This window comes from Rhodanobacter sp. Root561, from assembly GCF_001427365.1.
In the GTDB taxonomy this organism is placed as follows: Bacteria; Pseudomonadota; Gammaproteobacteria; order Xanthomonadales; family Rhodanobacteraceae; genus Rhodanobacter.
The window spans coordinates 265769-292110 of sequence record NZ_LMGH01000011.1 but is presented as its reverse complement, the minus strand read 5'-3'; the positions used below and the strand labels follow the sequence as shown (position 1 = coordinate 292110).

The 26342-nt window shown below is 65.9% G+C and carries 27 protein-coding genes; 17 read left to right on the top strand and 10 right to left on the bottom strand.

The features are described 5' to 3' along the window. Positions 1-53 precede the first annotated feature (53 nt). Entirely contained in the window at positions 54-1727 is a 1674-nt protein-coding gene (locus ASD55_RS10175; protein WP_056765849.1) for a serine hydrolase, read from the bottom strand. A gap of 151 nt (positions 1728-1878) precedes the next feature. Between ASD55_RS10175 and ASD55_RS10170 the strand changes: the two genes are divergently transcribed. Both ASD55_RS10170 and ASD55_RS10165 read left to right on the top strand, forming a co-directional pair. Further along, entirely contained in the window at positions 1879-2670 is a 792-nt protein-coding gene (locus tag ASD55_RS10170) for a phosphatase PAP2 family protein (RefSeq protein ID WP_056765847.1), read from the top strand. Continuing rightward, on the top strand, positions 2667-3500 hold the full coding sequence (locus ASD55_RS10165; RefSeq protein WP_056765844.1) for a DUF72 domain-containing protein: 834 nt from the start codon (positions 2667-2669) through the stop codon (positions 3498-3500). Before ASD55_RS10170 ends, ASD55_RS10165 begins: the two co-directional genes overlap by 4 nt. A 93-nt stretch (positions 3501-3593) precedes the next feature. Here ASD55_RS10165 and ASD55_RS10160 read toward each other — a convergent pair whose 3' ends face one another. Continuing rightward, positions 3594-5147 carry an oligopeptide:H+ symporter gene (locus tag ASD55_RS10160; protein WP_056765843.1) on the bottom strand — a complete coding sequence of 518 codons (1554 nt, stop codon included), beginning with the start codon at positions 5145-5147 and terminating at the stop codon, positions 3594-3596. Positions 5148-5296: 149 nt separating this feature from the next. On the opposite strand from ASD55_RS10160, the gene ASD55_RS10155 reads away from it, so the two are divergent. The 3 genes from ASD55_RS10155 to ASD55_RS10145 are packed head-to-tail and all read left to right on the top strand — an operon-like array spanning position 5297 to position 6443. Continuing rightward, positions 5297-5722 carry a ribonuclease domain-containing protein gene (locus tag ASD55_RS10155; RefSeq protein ID WP_056765841.1) on the top strand — a complete coding sequence of 142 codons (426 nt, stop codon included), beginning with the start codon at positions 5297-5299 and terminating at the stop codon, positions 5720-5722. Then, positions 5719-6156 (top strand): barstar family protein, encoded by a 438-nt coding sequence (locus ASD55_RS10150; RefSeq protein ID WP_056765840.1) that lies wholly within the window; start codon positions 5719-5721, stop codon positions 6154-6156. Before ASD55_RS10155 ends, ASD55_RS10150 begins: the two co-directional genes overlap by 4 nt. A 23-nt stretch (positions 6157-6179) precedes the next feature. Further along, positions 6180-6443 carry an RNA-binding S4 domain-containing protein gene (locus ASD55_RS10145; protein WP_056765838.1) on the top strand — a complete coding sequence of 88 codons (264 nt, stop codon included), beginning with the start codon at positions 6180-6182 and terminating at the stop codon, positions 6441-6443. A 1-nt stretch (position 6444) separates the two neighbouring features. Here ASD55_RS10145 and ASD55_RS10140 read toward each other — a convergent pair whose 3' ends face one another. Next, positions 6445-7263 carry an arylamine N-acetyltransferase gene (locus ASD55_RS10140; protein WP_056765836.1) on the bottom strand — a complete coding sequence of 273 codons (819 nt, stop codon included), beginning with the start codon at positions 7261-7263 and terminating at the stop codon, positions 6445-6447. A 186-nt stretch (positions 7264-7449) separates the two neighbouring features. Between ASD55_RS10140 and msrA the strand changes: the two genes are divergently transcribed. The 5 genes from msrA (at position 7450) to ASD55_RS10115 (ending at position 13432) form a co-directional block, all read left to right on the top strand. Beyond that, positions 7450-8160, top strand: a complete 711-nt coding sequence (gene msrA, locus ASD55_RS10135; protein ID WP_056765834.1) for a peptide-methionine (S)-S-oxide reductase MsrA — start codon at positions 7450-7452, stop codon at positions 8158-8160. A 112-nt stretch (positions 8161-8272) separates the two neighbouring features. Continuing rightward, positions 8273-10117 (top strand): ABC transporter ATP-binding protein, encoded by a 1845-nt coding sequence (locus tag ASD55_RS10130; protein ID WP_235577778.1) that lies wholly within the window; start codon positions 8273-8275, stop codon positions 10115-10117. A 75-nt stretch (positions 10118-10192) separates the two neighbouring features. Further along, positions 10193-12082 carry a DNA topoisomerase IV subunit B gene (gene parE, locus ASD55_RS10125; RefSeq protein WP_056765829.1) on the top strand — a complete coding sequence of 630 codons (1890 nt, stop codon included), beginning with the start codon at positions 10193-10195 and terminating at the stop codon, positions 12080-12082. Positions 12083-12282: 200 nt separating this feature from the next. Further along, positions 12283-12801: a fasciclin domain-containing protein gene (locus tag ASD55_RS10120; protein ID WP_343123501.1), complete on the top strand. Its 519-nt coding sequence runs from the start codon at positions 12283-12285 to the stop codon at positions 12799-12801. Between the two features lie 109 nt (positions 12802-12910). Continuing rightward, positions 12911-13432 carry a 3-hydroxyanthranilate 3,4-dioxygenase gene (locus ASD55_RS10115; protein WP_056718787.1) on the top strand — a complete coding sequence of 174 codons (522 nt, stop codon included), beginning with the start codon at positions 12911-12913 and terminating at the stop codon, positions 13430-13432. A 6-nt stretch (positions 13433-13438) separates the two neighbouring features. Here the strand turns inward: ASD55_RS10115 and ASD55_RS10110 are convergent, their stop codons facing one another. Continuing rightward, positions 13439-13963, bottom strand: coding sequence for an NUDIX hydrolase (locus ASD55_RS10110; protein WP_235577777.1), 525 nt, complete (start codon positions 13961-13963; stop codon positions 13439-13441). 198 nt (positions 13964-14161) lie between these two features. On the opposite strand from ASD55_RS10110, the gene ASD55_RS10105 reads away from it, so the two are divergent. Further along, complete coding sequence (locus tag ASD55_RS10105; protein ID WP_056718785.1) at positions 14162-15691, top strand: amino acid permease; 1530 nt, start codon at positions 14162-14164, stop codon at positions 15689-15691. Between the two features lie 89 nt (positions 15692-15780). Next, positions 15781-17241 (top strand): amino acid permease, encoded by a 1461-nt coding sequence (locus tag ASD55_RS10100; protein ID WP_056718784.1) that lies wholly within the window; start codon positions 15781-15783, stop codon positions 17239-17241. A gap of 409 nt (positions 17242-17650) precedes the next feature. On the opposite strand, the gene ASD55_RS10095 is transcribed toward ASD55_RS10100, so the two are convergent. Then, positions 17651-17983 (bottom strand): high-potential iron-sulfur protein, encoded by a 333-nt coding sequence (locus ASD55_RS10095; RefSeq protein WP_056718783.1) that lies wholly within the window; start codon positions 17981-17983, stop codon positions 17651-17653. Positions 17984-18147: 164 nt separating this feature from the next. Here ASD55_RS10095 and ASD55_RS10090 point away from each other — a divergent pair, with 164 nt between their 5' ends. Genes ASD55_RS10090 through ASD55_RS10075 form a run of 4 tightly spaced genes read left to right on the top strand, consistent with a single transcriptional unit; the run spans position 18148 to position 21119 of the window. Then, positions 18148-18798 carry a methylthioribulose 1-phosphate dehydratase gene (locus tag ASD55_RS10090; RefSeq protein WP_056765826.1) on the top strand — a complete coding sequence of 217 codons (651 nt, stop codon included), beginning with the start codon at positions 18148-18150 and terminating at the stop codon, positions 18796-18798. Continuing rightward, complete coding sequence (locus ASD55_RS10085; protein WP_056765824.1) at positions 18795-19346, top strand: acireductone dioxygenase; 552 nt, start codon at positions 18795-18797, stop codon at positions 19344-19346. Before ASD55_RS10090 ends, ASD55_RS10085 begins: the two co-directional genes overlap by 4 nt. Before the next feature lie 53 nt (positions 19347-19399). Continuing rightward, a complete protein-coding gene (gene mtnC / locus ASD55_RS10080) occupies positions 19400-20086 on the top strand; it encodes an acireductone synthase (protein WP_056765822.1) in 687 nt (228 codons plus the stop codon). Positions 20087-20105: 19 nt separating this feature from the next. Beyond that, positions 20106-21119: a C13 family peptidase gene (locus tag ASD55_RS10075; protein ID WP_056765821.1), complete on the top strand. Its 1014-nt coding sequence runs from the start codon at positions 20106-20108 to the stop codon at positions 21117-21119. Between the two features lie 9 nt (positions 21120-21128). On the opposite strand, the gene ASD55_RS10070 is transcribed toward ASD55_RS10075, so the two are convergent. Together ASD55_RS10070 and ASD55_RS10065 are read right to left on the bottom strand one after the other, a co-directional pair. Then, positions 21129-21536, bottom strand: a complete 408-nt coding sequence (locus ASD55_RS10070) for a DUF6326 family protein (protein ID WP_056718778.1) — start codon at positions 21534-21536, stop codon at positions 21129-21131. Next, the gene (locus tag ASD55_RS10065) at positions 21533-22237 is read right to left on the bottom strand and encodes a DUF4386 domain-containing protein (protein WP_056765818.1); all 705 of its coding nucleotides are present in this window, start codon (positions 22235-22237) and stop codon (positions 21533-21535) included. The genes ASD55_RS10070 and ASD55_RS10065 overlap by 4 nt, the downstream gene beginning before the upstream one ends. Before the next feature lie 241 nt (positions 22238-22478). On the opposite strand from ASD55_RS10065, the gene ASD55_RS10060 reads away from it, so the two are divergent. Further along, positions 22479-23297 (top strand): MliC family protein, encoded by an 819-nt coding sequence (locus ASD55_RS10060; RefSeq protein WP_056718776.1) that lies wholly within the window; start codon positions 22479-22481, stop codon positions 23295-23297. Between the two features lie 48 nt (positions 23298-23345). Here ASD55_RS10060 and ASD55_RS10055 read toward each other — a convergent pair whose 3' ends face one another. From ASD55_RS10055 to ASD55_RS10045, 3 genes are all read right to left on the bottom strand, one after another. Beyond that, positions 23346-24110 carry an SDR family oxidoreductase gene (locus tag ASD55_RS10055; RefSeq protein ID WP_056718775.1) on the bottom strand — a complete coding sequence of 255 codons (765 nt, stop codon included), beginning with the start codon at positions 24108-24110 and terminating at the stop codon, positions 23346-23348. 176 nt (positions 24111-24286) lie between these two features. Beyond that, positions 24287-25153 carry a hypothetical protein gene (locus ASD55_RS10050; protein ID WP_056718774.1) on the bottom strand — a complete coding sequence of 289 codons (867 nt, stop codon included), beginning with the start codon at positions 25151-25153 and terminating at the stop codon, positions 24287-24289. Positions 25154-25196: 43 nt separating this feature from the next. After that, on the bottom strand, positions 25197-26240 hold the full coding sequence (locus ASD55_RS10045) for a LysR family transcriptional regulator (protein WP_056765816.1): 1044 nt from the start codon (positions 26238-26240) through the stop codon (positions 25197-25199). Positions 26241-26342 lie beyond the last annotated feature (102 nt).

The following is a 26342-nucleotide window of genomic DNA, read 5'->3' as shown; positions in this document are numbered from 1 at the left end:
CCCGGGTTGCCAAGCATCAGCCGGGGCGCGATTGCCCCGGCCGCAGAGCATCATCAGTCGGCGTCCGACTTCCCGTCGACCGGCACCATGCGCAGGTCCTGGAAGTCGAAGCTGAAATCGGTCAGCGGCGAGATCGGCTGCATGCGCATTTCGGTGATATGGCCGTCCACATCGAGGTCGAAATTGACGAAGGCGTCGGCGTTCAGCGTGCGGTCGTCCCAGCGCACGGTGAAGGTGTCGTGCTGCCACGGCGTCATGGTGCCGACCAGTTGGGCGGTCTTGGAGAAGCGCAGCCGCAGCTTGCCGTTTTCGCGGCTGACGATGACGTCGCCATACCACGGGTCGCGATAGGTGCCCGCGTACCTGGCGAGCGCCAGCGACGGCTTGCTGTGCTTGTCGCGCGCCGCCTCATGCTTGGCCAGGCTGTCGTCGGCCTTCGCCTCGGACTTCTTCACCGCGCTGTCGTACACGGCCACCCAGTCGGTCTTCTGGTCCGGATTCAGATATGCATCCAGCACGCGATAGGTCACCGCGTTGAACGCGGCGCCGGACTCGGCATTGGTCAGCACCACCACGCCGAGGTTCTGCCCCGGCACCAGGGTTACCCGCGACACCATGCCCGGCCAGCCGCCGGTGTGCCAGACCAGTTTCTGGCCCCGGTAGTCGGACAGGAACCAGCTTTCACCGTAGCCGGAGAAGTTTGGCGTCAGCGCCGCCATTGCGGGCACCGAGGGCTTGCCGACCCGGATCGGCGTGAGCATGCTCCACATTTCCTGGTGCGCCTTGTCGGAGAACAGGCGCTGCGGCTTGCCGTCGCTGCCCGTGCCCGGCAACACGCCGCCGGCCAGCTGCACGTTCATCCACTTGGCCAGGTCGTGCACGCTGGAATAGATGCCGCCGGCGCCCGGATCGTTCAGCCACGCCATCGGCGGCACCGGCTGCAGATCCTTGAAGTCGGCTTTGGCGTGGCCCATCGCCACGTCCATGCCCGGCTTCAGATAGGTCATGTCGACCAGCGACTCGTCCATGCCGACCGGCTGGAACAGGTGCTCGCGCACGTAGTCGGCGTAGCTCTGGCCGGAGGCCTGCTCGATCACCAGGGTCGCCACCGCGAACAGGATATTGTCGTAGGCATAGCCGCTGCGAAAGCCGTTCTTGATCGGCACGTGGGCCAGTCGCTGCACGACTTCCTTCGTCGAGTACGAGGTCGGCGGCCAGTACAGCAGGTCGCCGGCGCCCAGGCTGAGTCCGCTGCGATGCGCCAGCAGGTCGCGGATGCGCATCTCGTGCGTCACGTAGGCATCGGACATGCGGAACCACGGCAGGTGATCGATCACCCGGTCGTCCATCTTCAGCTTGCCCGCGTCCGCCAGCTGCTGCAGCGCTGCCGCGGTGAACGCCTTGGTATTGGAGGCGATCGCGAACAGCGTGCGGGCATCGACCTGGTCCGGCTTGCCGATCTCGCGCAGGCCGAAGCCCTGCTCCATCACCACCTTGCCGTCCTTGACGATGGCCACCGCGATGCCGGGCACGTCGAAGGTCTTGCGCGCACTGTCGACGTAGGCGCTGAAATCCTGCAGCTGCGCCGGCAGCATCGGTCGCACGCGGTCGCCGGTGGATACCGGCGGCGGCGACTGCGCGGCGGGCGACTGCGCCGAGGCAGCCGTGGCGGAAACGAGCAGCGCGCAGCAAAGCGCCAGACGCAGGGAAAGGGGTCGCTGGGACATCGAAGACTCCGCCGGTGGTGATCGCCCAACTATCGCGGCAAATCCGGCGCAAGGCCAGCGCTGGAAGTCATGCCGGGCCCGCCCGGCTCGACGCCGCGCCGGTGACCGCCGATCATGGGCGATCGAAAGCGGACACGGAAACGCACATACGATGGATGCCATGCCGGAATGGATCGCGGCCCACGCGCTGCCGCTGTGGGCCCTGTTGCTGCTGCTGGCCCTGCTGGCCGGCGACCTGGCCTGGCAGCACAACGCGCGCTGGCAGCGCCGCGCGCGCCATCGGGGCGAGCCGGCGGTGGTGCTGCGCCGGCATGTCGGCCTGCTGCTGGCGCTGCTGCTGGCCCTGGCCTTCACGGCCATCGCCTTCGCGGTCAACGCGCAACACGGCGGCAGGTTGCCCGGTTTCGACACCAACCTGGCCGAACAGTTGCGCGCGCAGTTGCCGACGCCGGTACTGCACGCGATCGCCATGCTCACCCACCTGGGCGACCTGCTCTGGGTGGCGCCGCTGTCCGCCGTGATCGCCGTGTTTTTGCTGTGCCGCAGGCATCGGCGACTGGCCGGCGCGTGGATCATCGCGCTGCTCGGCATCCTGCCGATCAACGGCGGGCTCAAGGCGCTGTTCCAGCGGGTGCGGCCGCTGCATGACCACGGCTTCATCGTCGAGCCGGGCTGGAGCTTTCCCAGCGGCCACGCGTTCGGCGCGATGGTGTTCTACGGCATGCTGGCCTATGTGCTGCTGCGGCTGACGCCGCGTTTCCACCGCGCGATCATCGCCGCCGCCGTGCTGCTGATCGGGATGATCGGGATCAGTCGCATCCTGCTGCAGGTGCATTACTTCAGCGACGTGATGGCCGGCTATGCCGCGGGCGCGGCGTGGCTGGTGGTGTGCATCGTCGTCGCCGAAATCCTGCGCCAACCGTTGCCGGAGACATCGCCATGAACGACCTGTTTGCCGCCAGGACTCATCACGGCCCGGCGATCCGGGTGGGCATCGGCGGCTGGACCTACGCGCCGTGGCGCGACAACTTCTATCCGCCGAAGCTGGTGCAGCGGCGCGAGCTGGAATACGCCAGCCGCCAGCTGCGCGCGATCGAGATCAACGGCACCTTCTACGGCGCGCAGAAGCCCGCCACCTACGCGAAGTGGGCGAAGGAAACGCCGGAAGGTTTCGTGTTCTCGCTGAAGGCGCCGCGCTACGTGGTGGAAAGCCGGCACCTGGCCGACGCGACCAGGGGCGCCAGCGGTTTCATCCATGGCGGCCTGGCGGAAATGGGCGATCGGCTGGGGCCGATCCTGTGGCAGTTGTCGCCGTCGCGGCCGTTCGACGCCGACGACCTGGCCGCCTTCCTCGACACCCTGCCCCGCGAACTGGACGGCCAGCCGCTGCGCCACGTGCTGGAAGTGCGCCACCCCAGCTTCCTCGACGCCGCGTACGTGGAACTGGCGCGCAGCCACCGCATCCCCACTGTGTTCACCGATTCGCCGAAGTACCCGTCGCTGGCCGACCTCACCGGTGATTTCAGCTACGCCCGGCTGATGCGCAGCGAAGACGACCACCCCGCCGGCTACGCGCCCGCCGAGCTGGATCGCTGGGCCGGACATGCGCGCGGCTGGGCCGCCGGCCACGACATCGCCGAACTGCCGCACGTCGCGGCGCTGCAGAAAAAGGCCTCGCCGCGCGACGTGTTCGTGTTCTTCATCAGTGCCGCCAAGCACCGCAACCCGGCCGCCGCGATGGCGCTGCAAAAGCGCGTCGACTCGTCGGCGTAGGGCGGGCACTGCCCGCCGGCCCCTGGTTCATGGCGGGAAGCGGCGGGCGGTGCCCGCCCTACGCGATGCCGTGTCGTGACCCGCAGGACCAGGTCAGGCCGGCCGGTAGTAATCCACCTCGCGGTAACGCCGCGCATACAGGCCGAACGCCAGCGCGGCGAGCAGCGCGAACGCGGCGAAGAAGAACATCTGGAAGGCGGTGATGCTGAGCCCGCTGCTGGCGATCGACCCGGTTACCGTGTCGTTGCGCACCGCCGCGTTGGCCAGCAGCACCCACAGGTTGCCGACCGTGGTGGTGAGGTTCCAGAAGCTCATCACCACGCCCTTCATCGAGGCTGGCGCCTGGCTGTAGGCAAACTCCAGCCCGGTCGCCGACACCAGCACCTCGCCGAAGGTCAGCAGCGCATACGGCAGCACCTGCCACGCGATCGACAGCGGATCGCCGCCGTCGATCACCATCTGCAAACCACCCACCACGATCCAGGCCAGGCCGCTGAAGGCGATGCCCGCAGTCATCCGGCGCAGCGCGGTGGGCTCGTAGCCGAGCCGGCGCAACATCGGATACAGCACGAAGTTGTTGAACGGGATCAGCAGCATCACCAGCAACGGATTCAGCGCCTGCATCTGCGCAGGCACGAACCATGAAGGCATGGTCATCTCGCCACCCTGCACCACCCAGGTCGAGGCTTTCTGGTCGAACAGCGAGAAGAACGGCGTGGTCAGCGCGAAGATCACCAGCACCCGCAGCACGTTGCGTGCGCCATCGACGGCGTGATCCGGATGCAGGCCGCGCGCCCGATCCATCTGCAGCCACGCGCCGCCGCCCACGCCGCCGATCAGCAGCACCAGCGCGATGCATGCGCAGATCACGAAACCCAGCGACGGCACCAGCGCGAACGAGGCCAGCGCCAGCGCCACGGCCAACGCCGCGACCCACAAGCCGGGCCGCGCCTGGCCGGGCCGCTGCGCCAGCAAGGCGGTGCGGACCACCCGCGAGAACGCATCCCGGTCGGGCGGCCCCGGCGGCACCATCACGTACTGCCTGCGGCCCAGCCAGAACACCACGGTGGCGATGAACATCAGGCCACCGGGAATGCCGAACGCGACCGCCGCACCGTAGTGGCGCAGGAACAGCGGCATCAGCAACGACGCGAAGAACGAGCCGAAGTTGATGATCCAGTAGAACGCGTCGAACACCATTTTCGCCAGGTGCTTGTTCGACTGGTCGAACTGGTCGCCCACGAACGACGCCACCAGCGGCTTGATGCCGCCCGCACCCAGCGCGATCAGCGCCAGCCCGGTGAAAAAGCCCAGCCGGTTGTGCTCGAAGATCGCCAGGCAGGCGTGGCCCGCGCAGTAGATCAGGCTCATCCACAGCACGGTGTTGTACTTGCCGAAGAAGCGATCGCTGAGCCAGCCGCCCAGCAACGGGAAGAAGTACACCCCGATCACAAAGGTATGGAAGATGTCCTTCGCCGCCAGGATGCGCTGCCCCTCGGGCATGTACAGCAGCAAGGTGGTGATCAGGAACGGCGTGAGGATGTTGCGCATCCCGTAGAACGAGAAGCGCTCGCAGCCTTCGTTGCCGATGATGTAGCCAATCTGCCGCGGCAAACGGCCCGTGGCGTGGTCGGGGGTAGTGCTCATCCAGACTCCAGGATTCGGGCGGACAGCGCAAAGGCTGCGTCCAGGGAAGCCCGAGTGTGCGTAATTTCCTGCGATGAAGGAAGCCGGCGCGGCCGGCAGCGCCCCGGCCCCTGCTAAGCTCGCGGCGCCTTCTGCCGCTCATCGAGCCCATGCGTCAACTCAAACCACTGATCCTGCTGGCGATCGTCATCCTTGCGGTGACGATGTGGAACCGCCACGCCGGCACGCCAAGTACGACTGTGCCCACCCCGACCCATGCAGGGGGCGAGGTCGCCACGCGCGCGCCGCAAGCCCAGTCTGGCGACGCCTCGCTGCCGGCGCAGGCGCGCGAGATGGTGCAGCGGATCAACCGGGGCGGCCCGTTCGAGCACAGCCAGGACGGCGCCGTGTTCGGCAACTACGAAGGCCTGCTGCCAAAACAGCCGCGCGGCTACTACCACGAGTACACGGTGGAGACGCCGGGCGCGCGCACCCGCGGCGCACGACGCATCGTCACCGGCGGCACGCCGCCGGTGGAGTGGTACTACACCGACGACCACTACCGCAGCTTCCGCAGCTTCGAGGTGGCGCGATGAGCGCGCAGCGTTTCGATCTGGACCTGACCCGGCCCAGCCAGAGCGGGGTGTACTTCGTCGGCGCCGACGACATCGACCGGCTCGATCGCGCCGCCACCCGCGACGACCTGTGCGTGTGCCGCACCGACTTGGCCGGCTGTCGCGACAAGGACGAACTGCTGCGCCGCCTCGCCGTGTCGCTGCAGTTGCCCGCCACCTTCGGCTACAACTGGGATGCGCTGGCCGACTGCCTGCGCGACCTGGGCTGGATGCCGTCGTGGGGTTACGTGTTGCTGTTCGAACACGTCGACGAATTGCGTGACGCCGCCGGTACCGATTACGACATCCTGCTGGGCATGCTCGACGATGCCGCCACCTTCGGCGAGGAACACGATCGTCCCTGGTTCGCGTTCCTGGCGCTGCCCGACAGCGCTTTTGAACATTCTTCACCGTAGCTATTCCACCAATCCGGAACACCATGCAAACCATCGAATTTGAACTGGAAGGCGACTACGTCGAGCTGAACATGCTGCTCAAGCTGGTCGGCCTGTGCGACAGCGGCGGCGCCGGCAAGGCGATCGTGGCCACTGGCGCGGTGGCGGTGGATGGCAAGATCGAGCTGCGCAAGACCTGCAAGATCCACGCAGGCCAGGTGGCCACCATCGACGACGTGGAAATCCACGTGCTGGCCGACCCGGAAGGCTTCGACGACGGCCGTCCGCAGGCCAGCCGCCCCGGCTGAATCAGTCTCGCGGCAAACCTTCCAGCCGGCGATTGAAGTCCGCGTCGGCGGGAATGCGCAGCAGGAATTCACGCTCCATCACGTCCCGCAGCTCGGCCACGTCTTGCATGCGCTGGCGCGTTGGTTCGTGGCCGATCCGCCGCTCGGTGAACTCGTAATTGAGCAGGCTCAACCGTCGATCCGCCGTGGTCCGCCCGAGCAGCAGGTTGTTCACGAAGCGTGAGGCGGAATGTGTCGACACGTAGTGGTTGGCTACCACGTAATCGACCATCGGCACCGGCCGCAGATCGAAGCGGTACAACGTGCGCCACTCGCCACGAGCCAGCGACTGCATGCGCCACTCGGCGTCGTGCTGCAGCAACCGGAACGGCTCGTGGCCCGTGGCTTGCTCGATATCGCTCTGCAATCGCAGCGCACCGGTGAGCACATGGCCACCGAAGCCGACGTCGACCAGCCACCCCTCCCCATCCAGCACGACGTGCAGCAGCATGTGGGTCTGCGGCGTTTCCGCATCCTCCGGATGCCTCCACAGCACGCGGGCGATCAGGCCGCTGACCTCGAAGCCGATCTCGCGCAGCACGGCCTCGAACAGCAGGTTCTGCTCGAAGCAGTAACCGCCGCGACCTTCATCCACCAGCTTGCGCTGCAACGTCACCAGATCCAGTGCCACCGGCAAGCCCATCAGCGGATGGAGGTTGGCGAAGGTGATCGTCGCCACGTGCACCATCGCCAGCCCGCGCAGGGTGGCAAGGTCGGCCGCAACCGGACCAGACCAGCCCACTCGGCGCAGATAGGCATCCAAGTTGATGGCGTCGGACATGCAATTCTCCGATGAATTCCCCGCCCATGGTAGCCAGCGCGCCGCGTGCCTGCATGTAACCGTGGGTGAGCGGTCGGCGAATCATCAGGTGAGCGCGCAGAAACGGCAGGCATCCGTTGCCGTCCGTTGCGCGTAAACATCCATGCATGCCGTGCTTGTGCATGCCCATCGTCCGCGAGGTTGCCCATGTTCCGCCATCGTGCGTTTCGCCTGCTTCCGTTTCTCGGCGCCATCCTGCTCACCGGCCTCGCCGCCTGCCAACCCACGGCGGTTGCCGGCGAACTGGCGCGCCTGCCCGCTCCCGCCGTCGACTCCACCCATTCGACCGCGCACAACGAAGTGGCCGTGCTTGCCGGCGGCTGTTTCTGGGGCATCGAGGCGGTGTTCGAACGCATCAAGGGCGTGCAGCGGGTCACCGCCGGTTATTCCGGTGGCGACGCCGATACGGCGCACTACGAAGAGGTCGGCAACGGCGACACCGGTCACGCCGAGTCGGTGAAAGTGGAATTCGATCCATCCCGGGTCAGCTACGGCCAGCTTCTGCAGGTGTTCTTCTCCGTCGCGCTCAACCCCACCGAGCTCAACCGGCAAGGCCCCGACAGCGGCACGCAGTATCGCTCGGTGGTGTTTTACGCCAACGACGAGCAGCGGAAGATCGCCACCGGCTACATCGCCCAGCTGACTTCCATCAAGGCGTTCGGCGCACCGATCGTCACCCAGGTGGTGCCGCTCAAGGCCTTCTATCCGGCCGAGGCTTACCACCAGCACTACTACGACCTGCATCCGAACAACCCGTACATCGTGTTCAACGATGCGCCCAAGGTCGCCCACCTGCAGCAGCTGTTTCCCGAGCTCTACCAGGCTCCGCAACATCTGGTGGAAGTCCAGCTGCATTGAATCGATCTGGCGCTGCATTGCCGATGTCTTCCCGCCTCGGGTTGCCTGAGGCGGCACGGCCCCCATCTCGGAAGCTTCGCGCGTCATTGCGCGCTTCCGATATCCTCCCCACGTGCCGCCTCATGCCGCCCCTCCTGCTCCACCGAAGGAACTCACCCGCAGCTTTCTGGGCGTGTTCCGCTATAGCGGGCGCGCGCTGGAACTGGTCTGGAGCACCAGCCGCGGGCTGACCATCGCGCTGGCCGCGCTGACCCTGGTCGCCGGCCTGCTGCCGGCCGGCATTGCCTACGTCGGTGCGCATATCGTGGACGCCGTGGTCGGCGCCAGCACGTCGTGGGCTGCCCACGGAACCGCCCCGCTGCGATCCGTCTTCGAATGGGTGGCGCTGGAAGGCTTGCTGGTGGCCGCGCTGGCCGGCGCGCAACGCGGTTTGTCGCTGTGCCAGTCGCTGCTGCGCGCGCAACTGGGCCAGCGCGTCAACGTGATGATCCTGGAGAAGGCGCTGACCCTGGAGCTGGCGCACTTCGAGGATTCGGAGTTCTACGACAAGCTCACCCGCGCCCGGCGCGAGGCATCGAGCCGGCCGTTGTCGCTGGTGACGCGCACGTTCGGGCTGGGCCAGAACGCGATCTCCCTGCTCAGCTACGGCAGCCTGCTGTTCCAGTTCTCGCCGTGGGCGGTGGCCGTGCTGCTGCTGGCCGGCCTGCCCTCGTTCTTCGCCGAGACGAAATTCTCCGGCGACGCGTTCCGCTTGTTCCGCTGGCGTTCGCCGGAAACGCGCATGCAGCTGTACCTGGAAACGGTGCTGGCGCGCGAGGACCACGCCAAGGAAGTGAAGCTGTTCGGCCTCGGCCCGTTGCTGCTGCAGCGCTATCGCGACATCTTCCACAGTCTGTACCGCGCCGACCGCGACCTCGCCGTGCGTCGCGACAGCTGGGGTTTCGTGCTGGGCCTGCTGGGCACGCTGGCGCTGTACGGCGCCTATGCGTGGATCGCCGCCAGCACCGTGATGGCGCGCATCACCCTGGGCCAGATGACGATGTACCTGGCCTTGTTCCGCCAGGGCCAGTCGGCGGTGTCGGCGATGCTGTCGGCGATCGGCGGCATGTACGAGGACAACCTTTATCTCTCCACGCTGTACGAATACCTGGAAACCCCGGTGCCGCCGGCGACCGGCATGGCGCAACGCGGCGCGAGACCCGAGGACGGCATCCGCTTCGAGCAGGTCAGCTTCACCTACCCCGGCGCCAGCGAGCCGGCGCTGCGCGACATCGACCTGCACATCCGCCCCGGCGAATCGCTGGCCCTGGTTGGCCAGAATGGCTCGGGCAAGACCACCCTGATCAAGCTGCTCACGCGTCTGTACACGCCCGACAGCGGCCGCATCCTGCTCGACGGCACCGACCTGCGCGAGTGGGACGAAGCCGTGCTGCTGCAGCGCATCGGGGTGATCTTCCAGGACTTCGCCCGCTACCAGATGCGCGTGGGCGAGAACGTGGGCGCCGGCGACGTCACCCACTTCGACGACGAGGCGCGCTGGCGCGAGGCCAGCGACAAGGGCATGGCCAGCGATTTCATCGACAGCCTGCCGGCCGGTTTCGATACGCAGCTGGGCAAGTGGTTCAACGACGGCCGCGAGCTGTCCGGCGGCCAGTGGCAGAAGATCGCCCTGGCCCGCGCCTTCATGCGCTCACGCGCCGACATCCTCGTGCTGGACGAACCCACCGCCGCGATGGACGCGCAAGCCGAAGCCACCATCTTCGAACACTTCCGCGAACTCTCCGGCGGCCGCATCGCGATCCTGATCTCGCACCGCTTTTCCACCGTGCGCATGGCCGACCAGATCATCGTGATCCAGGACGGCCGCATCATCGAACGCGGCAACCATGTGCAGCTGATGGCCGAGGACGGGCATTACGCGCATCTGTTCTCGCTACAGGCGCAGGGCTACCGCTGATTCAGCGCGATCGGCTTGACCCTGCCCGCCCGCGCGCCCCATGCTTCGTCGTCTCGTCTTAATCGAAACACACGCATGAGCAGCCGCTACAACGCCGCCGATATTGAAGTCCTGTCCGGCCTGGACCCGGTCAAACGCCGACCTGGCATGTATACCGACACGACCCGGCCAAACCACCTGGTGCAGGAGGTGGTGGACAACTCGGTGGACGAGGCGCTGGCCGGCCACGCCAGTGCGATCGAGGTGGTGCTGCACGCCGATGGCTCGGTGTCGGTAAGCGACGACGGCCGCGGCATGCCGGTGGACATTCATCCGGAGGAAGGCGTGTCCGGCGTCGAGCTGATCATGACCCGGCTGCACGCGGGCGGAAAATTCAGCGGCAAGAACTACAGTTTCTCCGGCGGCCTGCACGGCGTTGGCGTGTCGGTGGTCAATGCGCTGTCGGACCGCGTCGAAGTGAACATCCGTCGCGACGGCTCCGAGTATGCGATGGCGTTCGAACATGGCGACATGGTCAGCCCGCTGGAAGTGATCGGCACGGTCGGCAAGAAGCGCACCGGCACCACCTTGCACTTCTGGCCCGAAGCAAAATATTTCGACTCACCGAAGATTTCGCTGGGCAAGCTCAAGCACTTGCTGCGCGCCAAGGCGGTGTTATGCGCCGGCCTCAACATGAAGCTCACCGACGAGGCCAGCGGTGAAGTCATCGAGTGGCATTACGAAGATGGCCTGCGAGACTACCTGCGCGGCGAACTCGACGGCAACGAGGTGTTGCCGAACGAGCTGTTCGTGCACCAGATGGCCCGCGATACCGAGGGCATGGAGGTTGCGCTGGCCTGGTTGGCCGAAGGCGAGCTGGTGCAGGAAAGCTACGTCAACCTGATCCCCACCGCGCAGGGCGGCACCCACGTCAACGGCTTGCGTACCGGCCTGACCACCGCGATCCGCGAGTTCTGCGACATCCGCAACCTGCTGCCGCGCGGCGTGAAGCTGGCGCCGGAAGACGTGTGGGAGCGCATCGCCTTCGTGCTGTCCGCCCGGCTGCAGGACCCGCAGTTCGCCGGCCAGACCAAGGAGCGGCTGTCCTCGCGCCAGGCTGCAGGCATGATCGAGAACGTCATCCACGATGCCTTCAGCCTGTGGCTGAACCAGAACGTGAGTACCGGCGAGCGCATCGCGCAACTGGCGATCGAGCGAGCCAGCGCACGACTGAAAGCCGCCAAGCAGATCGTGCGCAAGAAGATCACCCAGGGCCCGCAGTTGCCGGGCAAGCTGGCCGACTGCACCGCCACCGACCTCACCCGCACCGAACTGTTCCTGGTCGAGGGTGACTCGGCCGGCGGCAGCGCCAAGCAGGCGCGCGACAAGGAGTTCCAGGCGATCCTGCCGCTGCGCGGCAAGATCCTCAACACCTGGGAAGTCGAATCGACCTCGGTGCTGGCGTCCGAGGAAGTGCACAACCTGGCGGTGGCGATCGGCTGCGATCCGGGCAAGGACGACCTGTCCGGCCTGCGTTACGGCAAGGTCGTGATCCTGGCCGATGCGGACTCCGACGGCCTGCACATCGCCACCCTGCTGTCGGCGCTGTTCCTGCGGCACTTCCCGAGGCTGGTCAGCGAAGGCCACGTGTTCGTGGCGATGCCGCCGCTGTTCCGCGTCGACGTGGGCAAGCAGGTGTTCTACTGCCTCGACGAGGGCGAGAAGGAAGCGATGCTGCAGCGGATCGAGCGCGAGAAGATGAAGGGCGCGGTCAGCACCACCCGCTTCAAGGGCCTGGGCGAGATGAACCCGCCGCAGCTGCGCGAATCGACCATCCACCCGGATACGCGCCGGCTGGTGCAGCTGACCATCGGCGACGACGACGGCACGTCGAAACTGATGGACATGCTGCTGGCCAAGAAGCGTGCCGGTGACCGCAAGGCGTGGCTGGAAGAAAAAGGCGACCTGGCCACACTCGAGGTCTGAACCGAGCGTCGCTAGCCTGACTTCCCTGCACTGGGTGCCAGGCGGCTCCCGTGCATCCGTTCCGATGCAAGCTGCGTATCTCCAGTTGCTTCCAATCCGCGAAGCGGAAAACCTGGAGAACATTCATGAAGACCCTTTCCCGCATGCGTGCCCTGGCCATCGGCCTTTCCATGGCTCTGGCCACCGCTGCCGTGGTGCCGATGGCGATGGCCGGCCAGATGGAGTCGATGAGCATGCAGAAGACCGTGATGGTTGGCGGCGCTGCCATGTATCCCACGAAGAACATCATCGAGAACGCGGTGAACTCGAAGGATCACACCACCCTGGTCGCCGCGGTGAAGGCCGCCGGCCTGGTCGAGACGCTCGAAGGCACGGGTCCGTTCACTGTGTTCGCGCCCACCAACGAGGCGTTCGCCGCCCTTCCCGCCGGTACCGTGGACAATCTGCTGAAGCCGGAAAACAAGGCCACGCTGACTAATATCCTCACCTACCACGTGGTGCCGGGCAAATACACCGCGCACGACCTGGCCAAGCTGGCCAAGGCCCACGCCGGCAAGGCTATGCTGAAGACGGTCGAGGGCGACTCGATCACCGTCGCCGGCAAGAACGGCAAGTGGACCGTCACCGATGCCAAGGGCAATGTCGCGAATATCACGATCGCCGACGTCGCCCAGTCCAACGGCGAGATCTTCGTGATCGACAAGGTGCTGATGCCGTAACAGCGAAGTTGCGATCGCCACAAAAAGAAGCCGCCCGGGTCGCCCGGGCGGCTTCTTTTGTGGCGATGGCGGCGCTATGGTGCGAGTTGGTTCCCCGCGAGCATTGCGCATGGCCCTGTTGCCGCCCCTCAACCTGCAGCGCTGGATCGACGAACACCGCCACCTGCTGAAACCGCCGGTGGGCAACAAGTGCATCGTCGACGGCGACTTCATCATCATGATCGTGGGCGGCCCGAATGCGCGCACCGACTACCACTACGACGAAGGTCCCGAATTCTTCTATCAGCTTGAAGGCGAGATCACGCTGAAAGTTCAGGACGACGGCGTGGCCCGCGACATCCCCCTGCGCGCCGGAGAAATCTTCTACCTGCCCCCGCGCGTGCCGCATTCACCGAACCGCGCCTCCGGCTCGATCGGGCTGGTGATCGAGCGTCGCCGCATGACCGGCGAGAAGGATGGCCTGATGTGGTTCTGCGAGCAGTGCAACCACAAGCTGTACGAGGAGTATTTCACCCTCGACAGCATCGAGAGTGATTTCCCGCCGGTGTTCGAACGCTTCTATCGCTCGATCGATGCGCGCACCTGCAGCGAATGCGGCCAGGTCCATCCGGCGCCGGAAAAATACGCGTAGGGCGGGCTACCGCTCCAGCCACTTGCGCGCCATCCGTCGCAGCGACGCATCGAGTGTCTCGTCAGCGGCCACCTCGCCCACCGGTCGCCACGCCAGCGCATGCGATTCGGCATTGACCACAAACGATTCGTCGGTCCCCGCGCGCACCATGTAGCGCACGTCGTAATGCCAGTGTTCCGGCTCGTTCGCGCGGGCGGGGATGCGGTGTCGATCAATGTCGAAGATGTCGCCTTCGACGCGAAGACCGGTCAGGCCGGTTTCCTCTTCCGCCTCGCGCAGGGCGACCCGGGCAAGATCCGTGTCGCCATCGGCATGACCACCCGGCTGCAGCCAGCGGTCCAGCTTGCGGTGATGCATCAGCAGCACGCGTGTGCCGTCGCCGCTGACCAGCCAGGCCGAGCCGGTGAAGTGGCCCGCGACATTGCTCCGCTCGAATCCATGCGCGTGCGCATGCAGAAAACTTTCGAACTGCGCGACGACCGCGGACTCCCCCTGCCATTGGTCACGGTAGCGCTGGAAAGCTTCGAACATGATGATGATCGGTTGCTGCATGAATGTCCCGCGATGAGTCGAATGACCGCCTGAAAGCCGGTCGCGGCATGTTTCGCCGCAACATGAGTGAAGCTTGTACAACCTTTGCCGCATGGGCTATGTTGGCCCGCCATTGCCCACCCGTTTCATCCATCCGCCGCAGAGCGGACGCGGGCAAAATCACCTGAGGGGAAGTTGATGATAAAAGGTCTATTTGCCACTCACACGATCGAGGCAATGCCTCACGTGGACGCTGGCGAACCCGTCGAAGGCGGCGCCGAGGGCGAAGTCACTCTCAAGCGCGTACTGACGGCTCGGCATCTGGTGATGCTCGGCATCGGTGCAGTGATCGGCGCCGGCATCTTCGCCATCACCGGCACGGCGGCGGCACAGTTCGCCGGCCCCGCACTCATTTTCAGCTTTCTGATCGCAGCGTTTGCCTGCGGTCTGGCCGGCATGTGCTACGCGGAGTTCGCCGCGATGCTGCCAGTGTCCGGCAGTGCCTATTCCTATTCCTACGCGACCCTCGGCGAAGTGGTGGCCTGGTTCATCGGCTGGGCGCTGGTGCTCGAATACCTGTTCGCTGCATCGACCGTGGCGGTCGCCTGGTCGGGTTATTTCGGCGAGATGCTGCGAATGCTCAGCTCGATGACGGGCGTGAATTTCACCCTGCCCGCAGCGCTCTCGTCGGCGCCGCTCACCTTCGCCGAAGGCGGTCACAAGCTGGTTTTCACTGGCGCGCTGATCAACCTTCCGGCGATCCTCATCGTCGGGGCGATCAGCTGGCTGTGCTACATGGGCATCACCCAGTCGGCCACGGTCAACGCGATCATCGTGGCGATCAAGGTCACCGTGATCGTGCTGTTCCTGATCGTGATGTTCAACTACATCAATGCCGACCTGTGGCATCCGTTCATCCCGGCGAACGAGGGCGGTTCGAAGTTCGGCTGGAGCGGCATCTATCGCGGCGCCACCCTGGTGTTCTTTGCCTACATCGGCTTCGACGCGGTTTCCACCGCCGCCGGCGAAGCGAAGAATCCACAGCGCGACATGCCGATCGGCATCCTCGGTTCGCTGCTGATCTGCACCGTGCTGTACATCGCGATGGCTGCAGTCATGACCGGCACCACGCCGTTCCGCATGCTCAACACGCCCGAGCCGGTCGCTACCGCGATCAACTATGTGCTCGGCAATGTCGCCCCCGGCTCCGCCTCCAGCTACCTGCTGGGCTCGCTGAAGGTCCTGGTGGTGTTCGCCGCACTGGCCGGCCTGAGCTCGGTGATCCTGGTGATGCTGATGGGCCAGCCGCGCATCTTCTATTCGATGTCGCGCGACGGACTGTTGCCCAAGGCGCTGGGCAAGCTGCATTCAAAGCACCGCACCCCGTACATCGGTACCATCCTGGTGGGTGTGATCGCCTGCCTCCTGGCCGGCCTGTTCCCGGTGGACGTGCTCGGTGACCTGGTCTCGATGGGCACCCTGCTCGCCTTTGCCACCGTATGCATCGGCGTGCTGGTGCTGCGTCGTACCCGTCCGGAACTGCCGCGCGCGTTCCGCGTGCCGCTGCCGTGGCTGGTCTGCCCACTGGGTGCCTTCGCCTGCATGTTCCTGTTCTGGCAGGCCTTCAAGGTACGCTGGCCGCTGCTGGTGGGCTGGATCGTCATCGGCTTCCTGGTCTACGCCTTCTACGGCTACCGCAACAGCAAATTGCGCCAGAGCGCGCAGTGACACCCGGCGGCCGGCGCCCACCACGCCGGCCGCTGCGTTTGAGGGGTTCCGTCGACGGAGCCTGATGTCCGCCTTCGAAGACGAATCCCATGCTCAAGCAGTTGCTCGCCCGCAAGACCGATTTCAGCAATGACGACCACGGTCACGGCCCTGGACTGCGCCGCACCCTCGGTCCGTGGGGCATCACCGCGCTGGGCATCGGCGCCGTCATCGGCACCGGCATCTTCGTGGTCACCGGCACGGCGGCGGCGGAACATGCCGGTCCGGCGGTGCTGATCTCCTTCATCATCGCGGCGATCTGCAGCGGCTTCAGCGCGCTGTGCTACGCCGAATTCGCCACGGTGATCCCGATCTCCGGCAGCTCCTATTCGTACGCCTACGCTTCGCTGGGCGAGCTGGCTGCGTGGTTCATCGGCTGGAACATGGTGGCCGAGTACGGCATCTCCGCCTCGGCCGTGGCGGCCAGCTGGACCGGCTATTTCACCAGCCTGCTCGATCACATGGGCCTGCACCTGCCGGTGGCGCTCACCGAGGCGCCGCTGGCGTTCACCGACGGGCGCCTGGTGGTCACCGGCCACCTGTTCAACCTGCCCGCGGTCGCCATCGTGATGGCGCTCACCTGGCTGTGTTACATCGGCATTCGCGAGTCGTCGGGCCTCAACGCGCTGATGGTGCTGGTCAAGGTGGGCCTGATCGTCATCGTGGTGGTCGCCGGCTACCGCTACGTGAACCCGGAGAACTGGCATCCGTTCATTCCGGAACCGCAGGGCGACGGCAAGTACGGCTGGTCAGGCATCATGCGCGGCGCAGCCATGGTGTTCTTCGCCTATATCGGTTTCGAGGCAACCTCGACCGCGGCCCAGGAATGCAAGAATCCGCAGCGCGACCTGCCCTTCGGCATCCTGGTCTCGCTGGTGATCTGCACCGTGCTGTACCTGGCCATGGCCGCGGTGCTGACCGGACTGGTGCCCTACTCCCTGCTCGATACCTCCGAGCCGGTGGTCACCGCAGTGGCCGCCATCCCGCAGCTGGGCTGGCTGCGTCTGGTGGTGGAGATCGGCGCGATGATCGGCCTGTCCTCGGTGATCCTGGTGATGATCATCGCGCAGCCGCGCATCTTCATGATCATGGCCCGCGACGGCATGTTGCCGAAGGTGTTCGCCAAGGTGCATCCGCGCTACCGTACGCCGCACATCAACACCCTGATCACCGGCGCCATGATCGCCCTGCTCGCCGCGGTGTTCCCGCTGGACCTGCTGGCCAACCTCACCTCGATGGGTACGCTGATCGCCTTCTCCGCGGTGTGCGCGGGCGTGCTGATCCTGCGTCACACCTTGCCCGATCTGCCGCGCACGTTCCGCGTGCCGTGGGTCTGGTTCACCTGCCTGGCCGGCGTGGCCAGCTGCTTCGCCTTGCTGTTCAGCCTGGACTGGTTCAACTGGGCCATCCTGGGGATCTGGACCCTGCTCGGCTTCGCCATCTACTTCCTGTACAGCCGCCGGCATAGCGCCTTGCGGCTGGCGGCAGCGGCGGCCAGCACGGAAAGCTGACGTCGGCGATTGGCGCCAAATGTCGCCAAATGTCGATCAATTGCGTCGAAATGATGACTACGGGAAAACTTGCTCTCACGAGGCCTGTTTCATAAATTTTCTGAGAAGTTGAGCTGCAACTTATTGTTTTTGCTTTATTTAACGATAACTTTTCAAGAGAAATCGAGGAGCTGGCCGCCCATTCGGCGAAGTCGGGAGTATCATCGCCAGTCCGCGGGTTGATCACTTGGCAGTGGGCCCCGGATCGCGGCTCGGCTTGTCAGGTGGGTAGCTCCTCAGCCTGACGTGTCCGAGCCGCACTTTTGTCCGGAATCCGCTTCGCGCTTTCGCTCCATGCGGGCGCTCATGAAAAAAGCCGGCGAGAGCCGGCTTTTTTCATGAGCGATGATGCGACCGCTGATGCGCGCGATCAGGCCTTCTTCGGCGTGTGCGACACGCACCAGCCCTTGGCATTCACCGACTTGCCCGGGAACAGCTGGCACGGACCACGACCGGTCGCGCCACCGGTATAGAACTGGCAGTTGGCGCAGTCGTCGCCGGCCTTGTACTTCGCGTTCGTCGACTTGCTGGCATCCTCGACATAGCCCAGCGCCTTGGCGGTCGGGTCCGCCTCGGTCACCGGCGGCAGGTCGGCCGCACGCGCAAGGCGCGGCAGGCCGCCGACGACCACGGCCGCAGCGGCGGTCCCGGCGGCAACCTTGAGGAATCGGCGACGCGATTCGATATCTTGTTCTTTCGACATGGGCAAGCCTCCGTCGTAACTATCCGGCGCACCCTGCCCCGGACTCGCGCTGATGTTACGCGCCGCGGGCAAATTTTTCCTGACTTGCGAGAATGGCTCTCATTACAGCCAGGGCGAGAATGGCCGCGTGGTATAGTCGGCCTCCATTTGGACGTCCAAAACGCATGATCCAGACACTTCCGGCCACGATACCTGCCAGCCTGTTCGAGCAGCGTGCCGACGCCATCGTCGAAGCCGCGCGCGAACTGTCGGAGCTCGGCTGGACGCCCGCGACCAGCAGCAATTTCTCGATGCGCGTCGATGACGCACACGCGGCGATCACGGTGTCGGGCAAGCACAAGGGCCGGCTCGGTCGCGAAGACATCATGCTGATCGACCTGGCCGGCAACGCCGTGGGCACCGATGCGCGTCCCAGCGCGGAAACAGCGCTGCATACCCAGATCTACCGGCGCTGGCCGCAGATGCAGGCCGTGCTGCACACGCATTCGCGCACGCAGAGCGTCGCCTCGCGCCTGTACGCCGATGACGGCGTGATCCGCCTGCAGGGCTGGGAGCTGCAGAAGGCCATCAGCGGCTATCACAGCCATGACAGCGTGCTGGAAATCCCGGTGTTCCCCAACACCCAGCACATGCCCGAACTGGTCGTCCGGGTCGATGCCTGGCTCGATGCAGGCAAGCCCCTGCATGCCTACCTGATCGACGGCCACGGCATCTACACCTGGGGCCGCGACATGGCCGAAACCCGGCGCCACCTGGAAGCGCTGGAGTTCCTGCTGGCCTGCGAACTGGACCTGAAACAGCTGAGGGCATCATGAGCCGACTGCGCATCTTCGACGAAAGCCGCCCGCAATCCCCGCTGGCGGTGTTGGACGACCACGGCGCCATCGCCGCCGAACTGGGCAGGATCGGCGTGCGCTTCGAACAGTGGGCCGCCACCCAGCCGATCGTGCCCGGTGCCAGCCAGGACGAGGTGATCGCCGCATACCGCGGCGACATCGACCGCCTGATGGGCGAGAAGGGCTACCAGGCGGTCGACGTGATCAGCCTCACCCCCGACCACCCCGACCGCGCCACGCTGCGCCAGAAATTCCTCAGCGAACACACCCACAGCGAGGACGAGGTGCGTTTCTTCGTGGCCGGCTCCGGCCAGTTCACCCTGCACGTCGACGGCAAGGTCTACGACATCCTGTGCGAACAGGGCGACCTGATCGGCGTGCCCGACGGCACCCGCCACTGGTTCGACATGAGCGAGTCGCCGTACTTCGTGGCGATCCGGCTGTTCACCAACAAGGAAGGCTGGGTGGCGAACTTCACCGGCGACGGCATCGCCGCCGGCTTCCCCCGCATGCAGGCGAAACAGTAACCAGCCCGCACGCAGACGACGCCCTGCTCCCGCGTATCCCGAATCCCGAATCCATGACCGAAATCCGCGCCATCGTCACCGACATCGAGGGCACCACCAGCTCGATCGACTTCGTCCGCGACGTGCTGTTCCCGTACGCGCGCAAACGCCTGCCGGCCTTCGTCGAAACCCACGGCGACCGGCCCGAAGTGCAGCACTGGCTGCAAGAGGCGGCCCGCGAAGCCGGGCTGATCGAGGCTAGTCGCCAGGACATCATCGAACTGCTGCTGGGCTGGATCGACCAGGACCGCAAGTCCACCGCGCTGAAGGCGCTGCAGGGCATGATCTGGAAGGACGGCTACGAGGCCGGCGACTACCGCGCCCACATGTACCCGGAAGTCGCCGCCCGCCTGCGCCAGTGGCGCGCCGACGGCCTGCGCCTGTACGTCTACTCCTCCGGCTCGGTGCCCGCGCAACAGCTGTTCTTCAGGTACAGCGAGGCAGGTGACCTGGGCCCGCTGTTCGCCGGCTACTTCGATACCGAAACCGGACCGAAGCGCGAAGCCGGGTCGTACCGGCGCATCGCCGAGGCGGTCGGCGAACAGCCGCAGCACCTGCTGTTCCTGTCCGACATCGTCGAGGAACTCGACGCCGCCCGCGAGGCAGGTTTCCAGACCGCATGGCTGGTGCGCGAACCGCAGGCGCTGCCGGCCACGCCGCGCCACCCGGTCCATCGCGATTTCGACACGATCGCCGTCTGACCGGGCACGCACGTCCGCCATGCGCAACGTCCTGACCATCCTGCTCGCACTCGCCGCCGGCGTGCTGCTGAACGCTTGGTGGTCAGGCCGACCCGCCGCGTCGCCGCATGCGGCCGCCACTCCCGCAGCCGCCACTTCGGCCATCCTGCCGCAGGACGTGGCGGATCCGGACATGACGGTCGACGATGGCGAGCGCTGGCCCGACCAGGCGCCGACACCGGAGCAGGTGCTCTACGCGCAACCACGGATGATGCGCCAGGCGCTGGCCGAACTCGGCCCGCGCACGCCCGGCAGGCCGAACCTGTACCTGCTGACCTTCGCCGGCGACGGCGGCGAAGACGTGTTCCGCAACGAAGCCGAATACGCCGCCCGGCTGTTCACCCGGCGCTTCGGCCCCGGCACGCACAGCCTGGTGCTGGAGAACAACCCGGCCACCTTGTCCACCCGTCCGCTGGCCAGCTGGAGCAATCTGGAAATGGCGCTCGACGGACTGGGCAAGGTGATGCAGCCCGACGACATCCTGCTGCTCTACGTGACCAGCCACGGCAGCGAGGATCACCAATTGCTGGTCGACATGGACCCGCTGCCGCTGGACCCGATCGGCGCCAGCGACCTCGCCGGCATCCTCGCCCTGCATCCGTTCAAGTGGAAGGTCGTGGTGATCAACGCCTGCTATTCCGGCGGCTTCCTGCCGCCACTGCGCGGCCCCGGCACGATGGTGCTCACCGCCGCCCGCAGCGATCGCAGCTCGTTCGGCTGCGGCAGCGACTCGGACATCACCTATTTCGGCAAGGCCTGGCTGGTCGATGCGCTGAACCACAGCGACAACTTCGCCGACGCATTCACCCGGGCTCGCAACGATATCGCCGCGTGGGAAAAACAGGACAACCTCACCCCGTCCGAACCGCAGATCGATATCGGCAGCGGCATCCGCGATCAGCTGGCGCGGTGGCGCAAGGGCATCACTCCCGGGCCGGCGATACCGTTCGAACCCGCGGCACCGGCGGCGGCCGGCAGCCGCCCGACGCCCTAGCCCGCCGCATCAACTCCGTGGCCAGCGCCACGCCATGGCGGCGATCAGCAGCGACAACGCCACCTCGATCACGCCCAGCACGATGTAGAACCACCACGCGCCCGGCATCGTCAGCAGCATGATCGCCGTATAGAACAGGCCCAGCCCGATGTTGAGCCAGCGGCACAGCCGGGGCGGCAGCAGCAGCGACAGGAACACCATCAGCCCCGGCACGGCCAGCAGCAGGGCGGTGCCGACCAGGGTCGCCTCGCTCACCGGACCGACCGGCCCTTCCCCGCCCAGCATGCCCTGCAACTTGCCCGGCACGTAGAGGCCGAAGTAGTCGCCGTAGATGTAGCAGAACATCAGCGCCGTCCACAGCGCCGACAGCTTGAAGCGCACGTGCAACTTGATGTCGACCAGGGATGTGGCGCTCATGTCGCACTCCTCGGATGAGCTTGTGCACCACCTGCCCGCACGCCCATCAGCAGCAGCCACAGGCAGGTGCCGATCTCGCCCAGGGCTGCCGGCAGGTGGACGTAGTTGGAAAACGCCGTGTCTGCATATCCCGGCAGCAGCAAGTCGGCAAACACGTCCACCAGGTAGCCGATACCGCCCAGCATCAGCAGCAAGCCAGCCAGGCGCGGCAGCATGCCGCTGGTGCACACGAGATAGCCGAACGGCAACAGCCACAGCCCCCAGAACAGGCTGGCCACGAAAATGGCGTGGCCATACGACCTCAGGGCAAGCAATGCCAGCGGCGTCATCGTCTCTATCGGCAAGCCATGGCTATCGGTCAACAGCCACAGTGCATCGAGTCGATGCATCACCCCGATCAGGGCGATCGGCACGGCCGTGACCGCCAGCACGACCATCGCGACGGCCGCGCGCTGGTGAACGCGATGAAGCAGGCGAAACAGCAACAACGGCAGCAGCAGGAAGGCCACCTGTTCGATCATGAAGGAGACGATGCCCGCGCGGAACAAGGCTTCGTGCGCCACGATATTGGCCAGCATGGCCGGCGGATCGCCTGGCGCAGCAAGCCTGCCCGGCACATAGCCCAGGCTGAAGAAGCCGGTCACGACCACCACCAGATAGACCAGCCCCGCACAGCGGGCCAGCCGGTTTTCGTTCGTCATGTGACCCCCGCGATCCATCACCTCGCCTTGCGGCGTCCTCTCGGCAGTGTCGATGCAGCGAGATCGTCCCTTGAGTGCCGGAAGTAACACAGTGATCGCCAGGCTCTGACAAGAGCTTCGCGATCCGGGTGCTAACGTCGTCGACCGTCTTCCAGGGAACCCGGCAATGAAAAGACCCACTGCAAACAGGACTCCTGCCGAGGCAGGCCGTCGTCTGCCAGGAGCCACGCCGGACCGGGCGATGTTGCGTACGTTCCCGATCGCCGCCCTGGCGCTGACGCTGATGGCCTGTACTTCACAGCCGCCGCAAACCGACGCCACCCAGGCCGACGCGGCCCCGCCAGGCGCGGCCAATGCACGGATCATTGCCTGCGCGCCGTCGCAACTCGCCCTCACCCTCGATTCCGCTGGCGGGCGTTTCAACGGCATGTCGCATTCGGGCACGATGCTGGTCCTGCGCAACACCGGCGCGGCCGCCTGCACGATCCCTGCGCGCCCGCTGCCGAGCTTCGCGGATTCCGGCGGGCAGACGCTGAACATCGTGGCGCAAACTCCGACCGGGCCGGATGCCGCCTCGCATTCCCCGATCACGCTCGCGCCGGGCGCGGTCGTCACCAGCGACATGCGCTGGGTGTCGGGCGACGTCTACGACAACGGCCATTGCGAAGCACCGGCCCGGCTCACGCTCGCGCTCGGCCAGCAGCGGATTTCCGCCGCGTTCACCGGCCGCCTGTGCGGCGCCGGCGGCCAACCGTCCGCCTATGCGTTGAGCCCGTTCACGCCCGTCGCGGCGCCCTTGTCCACTATGGCCAAGCCGATGGCTTATGCCTGCGATGACGGACGCACCGTGCAAGCCGTCTATCCCGACACCGATACCGCGACGCTCACCTTCGACGACCGGACCCACCACCTGCACATCGCCGTGTCCGCCAGCGGCGCGCGCTACGTGGACGATCACTGGCAATGGTGGAGCAAGGGCATGCATCAGGCGTGGCTGGCACCGCTGCAGCCAGGCGAGACCATCGCCTCCGCCAGTGGCGTCGCTTGTGCCATGCCCTGAACAGGCGAGGCCAGGAGGCGGAGGCACCGTGCAGACGTCGCGACGGCGTCACCAATCGGCGCGCGCATATTCCGAGCACCTGAACCAGGCCTCGAAATCCAGTTCGCCGCGCTCGGCGTCCTTGCCGGGAAGCAAGACGTATTCGTCGAGTACGGCGCCGAAATAGGCTGCATGCACGTCGGTGCGCACATCGTAGGGTGCTTCCATGTCGACGATCAGGCGCTGGATCAGTTCGGACATCCTTCCCCGTTGCGGGCCCGCAACCTCGATCGAGCCGTTTAGCGGGGGCCCGACAGCGACTCGCGCGATCGTCGCCGCGACGTCATCCGACGCCACCGGCTCGATAAAGGCGGGCGACAGATGGATGGTCTGACCGCGGATGGCGTAATTGACTATATCGAACAGGAACTCGAAGAACTGGGTTGCGTGGACAATGGTGAAAGGCATCCCGGACGCCGCCACGGCCCGCTCCTGCAGCGCCTTTCCGCGAAGATAGGGGCTTGCCTCGAGGCGACCGGTGCCCACTACCGAAAGCGAAACATGGTGCTTCACTCCCGCACGTTTCTCGGCGGCGAGCAGATTGAAGATGGCCGTCTTGAAGAAATCGAACGAGGCAAGATCGTCGAAGGTGGGCGAGTTGCTGACGTCGACGACCACCTCGGCACCGGCCAGGCTCTCCACCAGGCCTTGCCCGGTGATCAGGTCAACACCGGTGGAGCGGGAAGCGGGCGATACCTGGTGACCCGCTGCCTGCAGCCTGTCGACGATGTTCCTTCCCACCAGCCCTCGTCCGCCGATGACGATGATCTTCATGCCTGCCTCATGCTGCCGTATCCGGTTGGTGTGCCGGCGATCCGCATCCCCGGCTTGTGCATCCCGATACTAGGCAGCGCTTGCCGAGGTCGGTAGGTCCGCGGCACTGACGGCCGTGGTTCCACGAATGCACCAATGGAACCGTCTAGGCACCCCGATGTGATCACCTGGCGTCGTCAACAGCCCGCAAGCCACAGTGCGATGTTGCGGACGTATCGCTGGGTGGATTGAAGCGCCGCCGGGAAGCGCTGCATCCCGTCGCCAGGTGCTTCGGATACGAACGATGGACAACCCGCGGCGATGTCCCAGTTGTAATCGGCGAAGTGATGAAAGGTGGACTCGGCAAGCGCCCGCCCGCCGTCGACTGAACGCTCGAAGGCCACGGCCAGATTGAAGACCCGGCCCGTGGCCTGGCTGCGACCTTGCAGGATCACGCGGCTGCTTGAATCATCCGGCGGCGCGCTGATCGCGCCTTCGTGCGGATGGGACGGCAGGTAGCCGATCACACCCGTTTCCGAGGCCGGATCAAGCAGAATCGGATGCACCTCGCCCACCGCACGTACCTGCTGATAGTCGCCGTTGGCGCCCGAATGGTAATTGGGCCAGGAGATATCGGTCGTGACACCGTCGTCGATGCAATGCCGGCTCGCATCGGGGTCCAGGTTGCGTGTGTGAAAGTGATGGGCTGCGCCGACGCCGGCCAGGGTGCACACGGAACTACCCAGATCCATGTGATCGCGAGTGACCAGAAGCGCGCCGCCGTTGCGGCGGAACCTGCCAATGCCTGCGCAATCCTCCTCGGTGAGGCCATCGCCCACGTCGACGGCGAACAGCCACAACTGCTGGAAGTCCGACTCGTCGAGCCGCGACAACACCGGGTCCGGCTCGCCCCTTGGACCACGATTGCGTGCGGTCACGTGGAACGCCGGTGCCCCGGCTTCGTCGCGAACGCTCTCCAGGAAGGCTTTCAGAAGGCCGAAGCGCCCGATGTTCCAGTCATCCTGATCGCCCTCGATGGTGGTCTGCAGCAGCAGGTTCTGCATGGCGGTCTCGCTCTCCCGTCCGGATGTCATGGCGCCCCACAGCCTAGCAGGCCAGAACGGAGACCCTGCTGCCTGCATGCGCGGGGCGCCCGCGCTCGGTCTCAGGCGATCGCGCCGGCAGCTCCGTCGCACACTGGAGATCAGCCGCCCGGATTTCCCGTGTCATGAAGTCGATGAACGCACGCATCCGCGTGGGCATGTGCTGTCGGCTCTGGTAGCAGATGTAGTGGCCCCGGTCATCGGGCGCATGCTGCATCAGGCAGGAAACCAGGGCGCCGGATGCCAGCGAGTCACAGACCAGGTAACCGGGCATCTGCGCGATGCCCTTGCCGTCGAGCACCGCCTGCAGTACCAGTTCGGGGTCGTTGTACGTCAGCCTGGCCTGCGGCACGAATCTTTGCACCTTGCCATCCAGTTTGAACTCCCACTCGGCGATGCGACCCAGGCCGGTGCGCAAATTGATGCCCTGGTGACCTGAAAGTTCGTCCAGCGTGGCGGGCAAGCCGTGCATTTCCCGGTATTCGGGCGAGGCACAGACCATCATCTGCATCGGGATGATCTGCCTGGCGATGATCTGCGCATCCTCCAGGCGCCCGTCGCGAAAGGCGACGTCCACCCGGTCCGACGTGAAATCGACCGGCTTGTCCGCCAGGACCAGATCGACGAGAACCTCGGGACAAGCGTCCTGAAACCTGCCCAGCAGTGGCGCCACCACCCGGCGACCGAAGCCCCCGGGCGACACCACGCGAAGCTGTCCACGAGGCGAGCCGTGGCGAAGGTCACGCATTTCCTCGATGGCCTGCACGATCTGCTCGACCCCCGCATGGCAACTGGCATGGAACCTGTCGCCTTCGCTGGTGAGCGTGGTGCTGCGCGTCGTCCGATGGAACAGCCGGACACTGAGTTGGCCTTCCAGTTTCTGGACATTGCGACTGACCGCGGAACGCCCGATGCCAAGGCGGTCGGCCGCACGGGCAAAGCTGCCTTCCGCGACCACGGCCATGAAGGCCACGACGCCGGCATAGGTGGTTGCGAAGCTGGCGGCCAGCGCGTCGGCGGACGGGTCCACGAGTGGCGAAGAGATCATGACGGCGGTTCCCGGCTGAGAGAAGACTGTGTTTCGTATCTGTCGACACGGATCACCCGATCACCCTGCTCGCCCCCGCTCGTCGAAGCCAGTTAATGCATG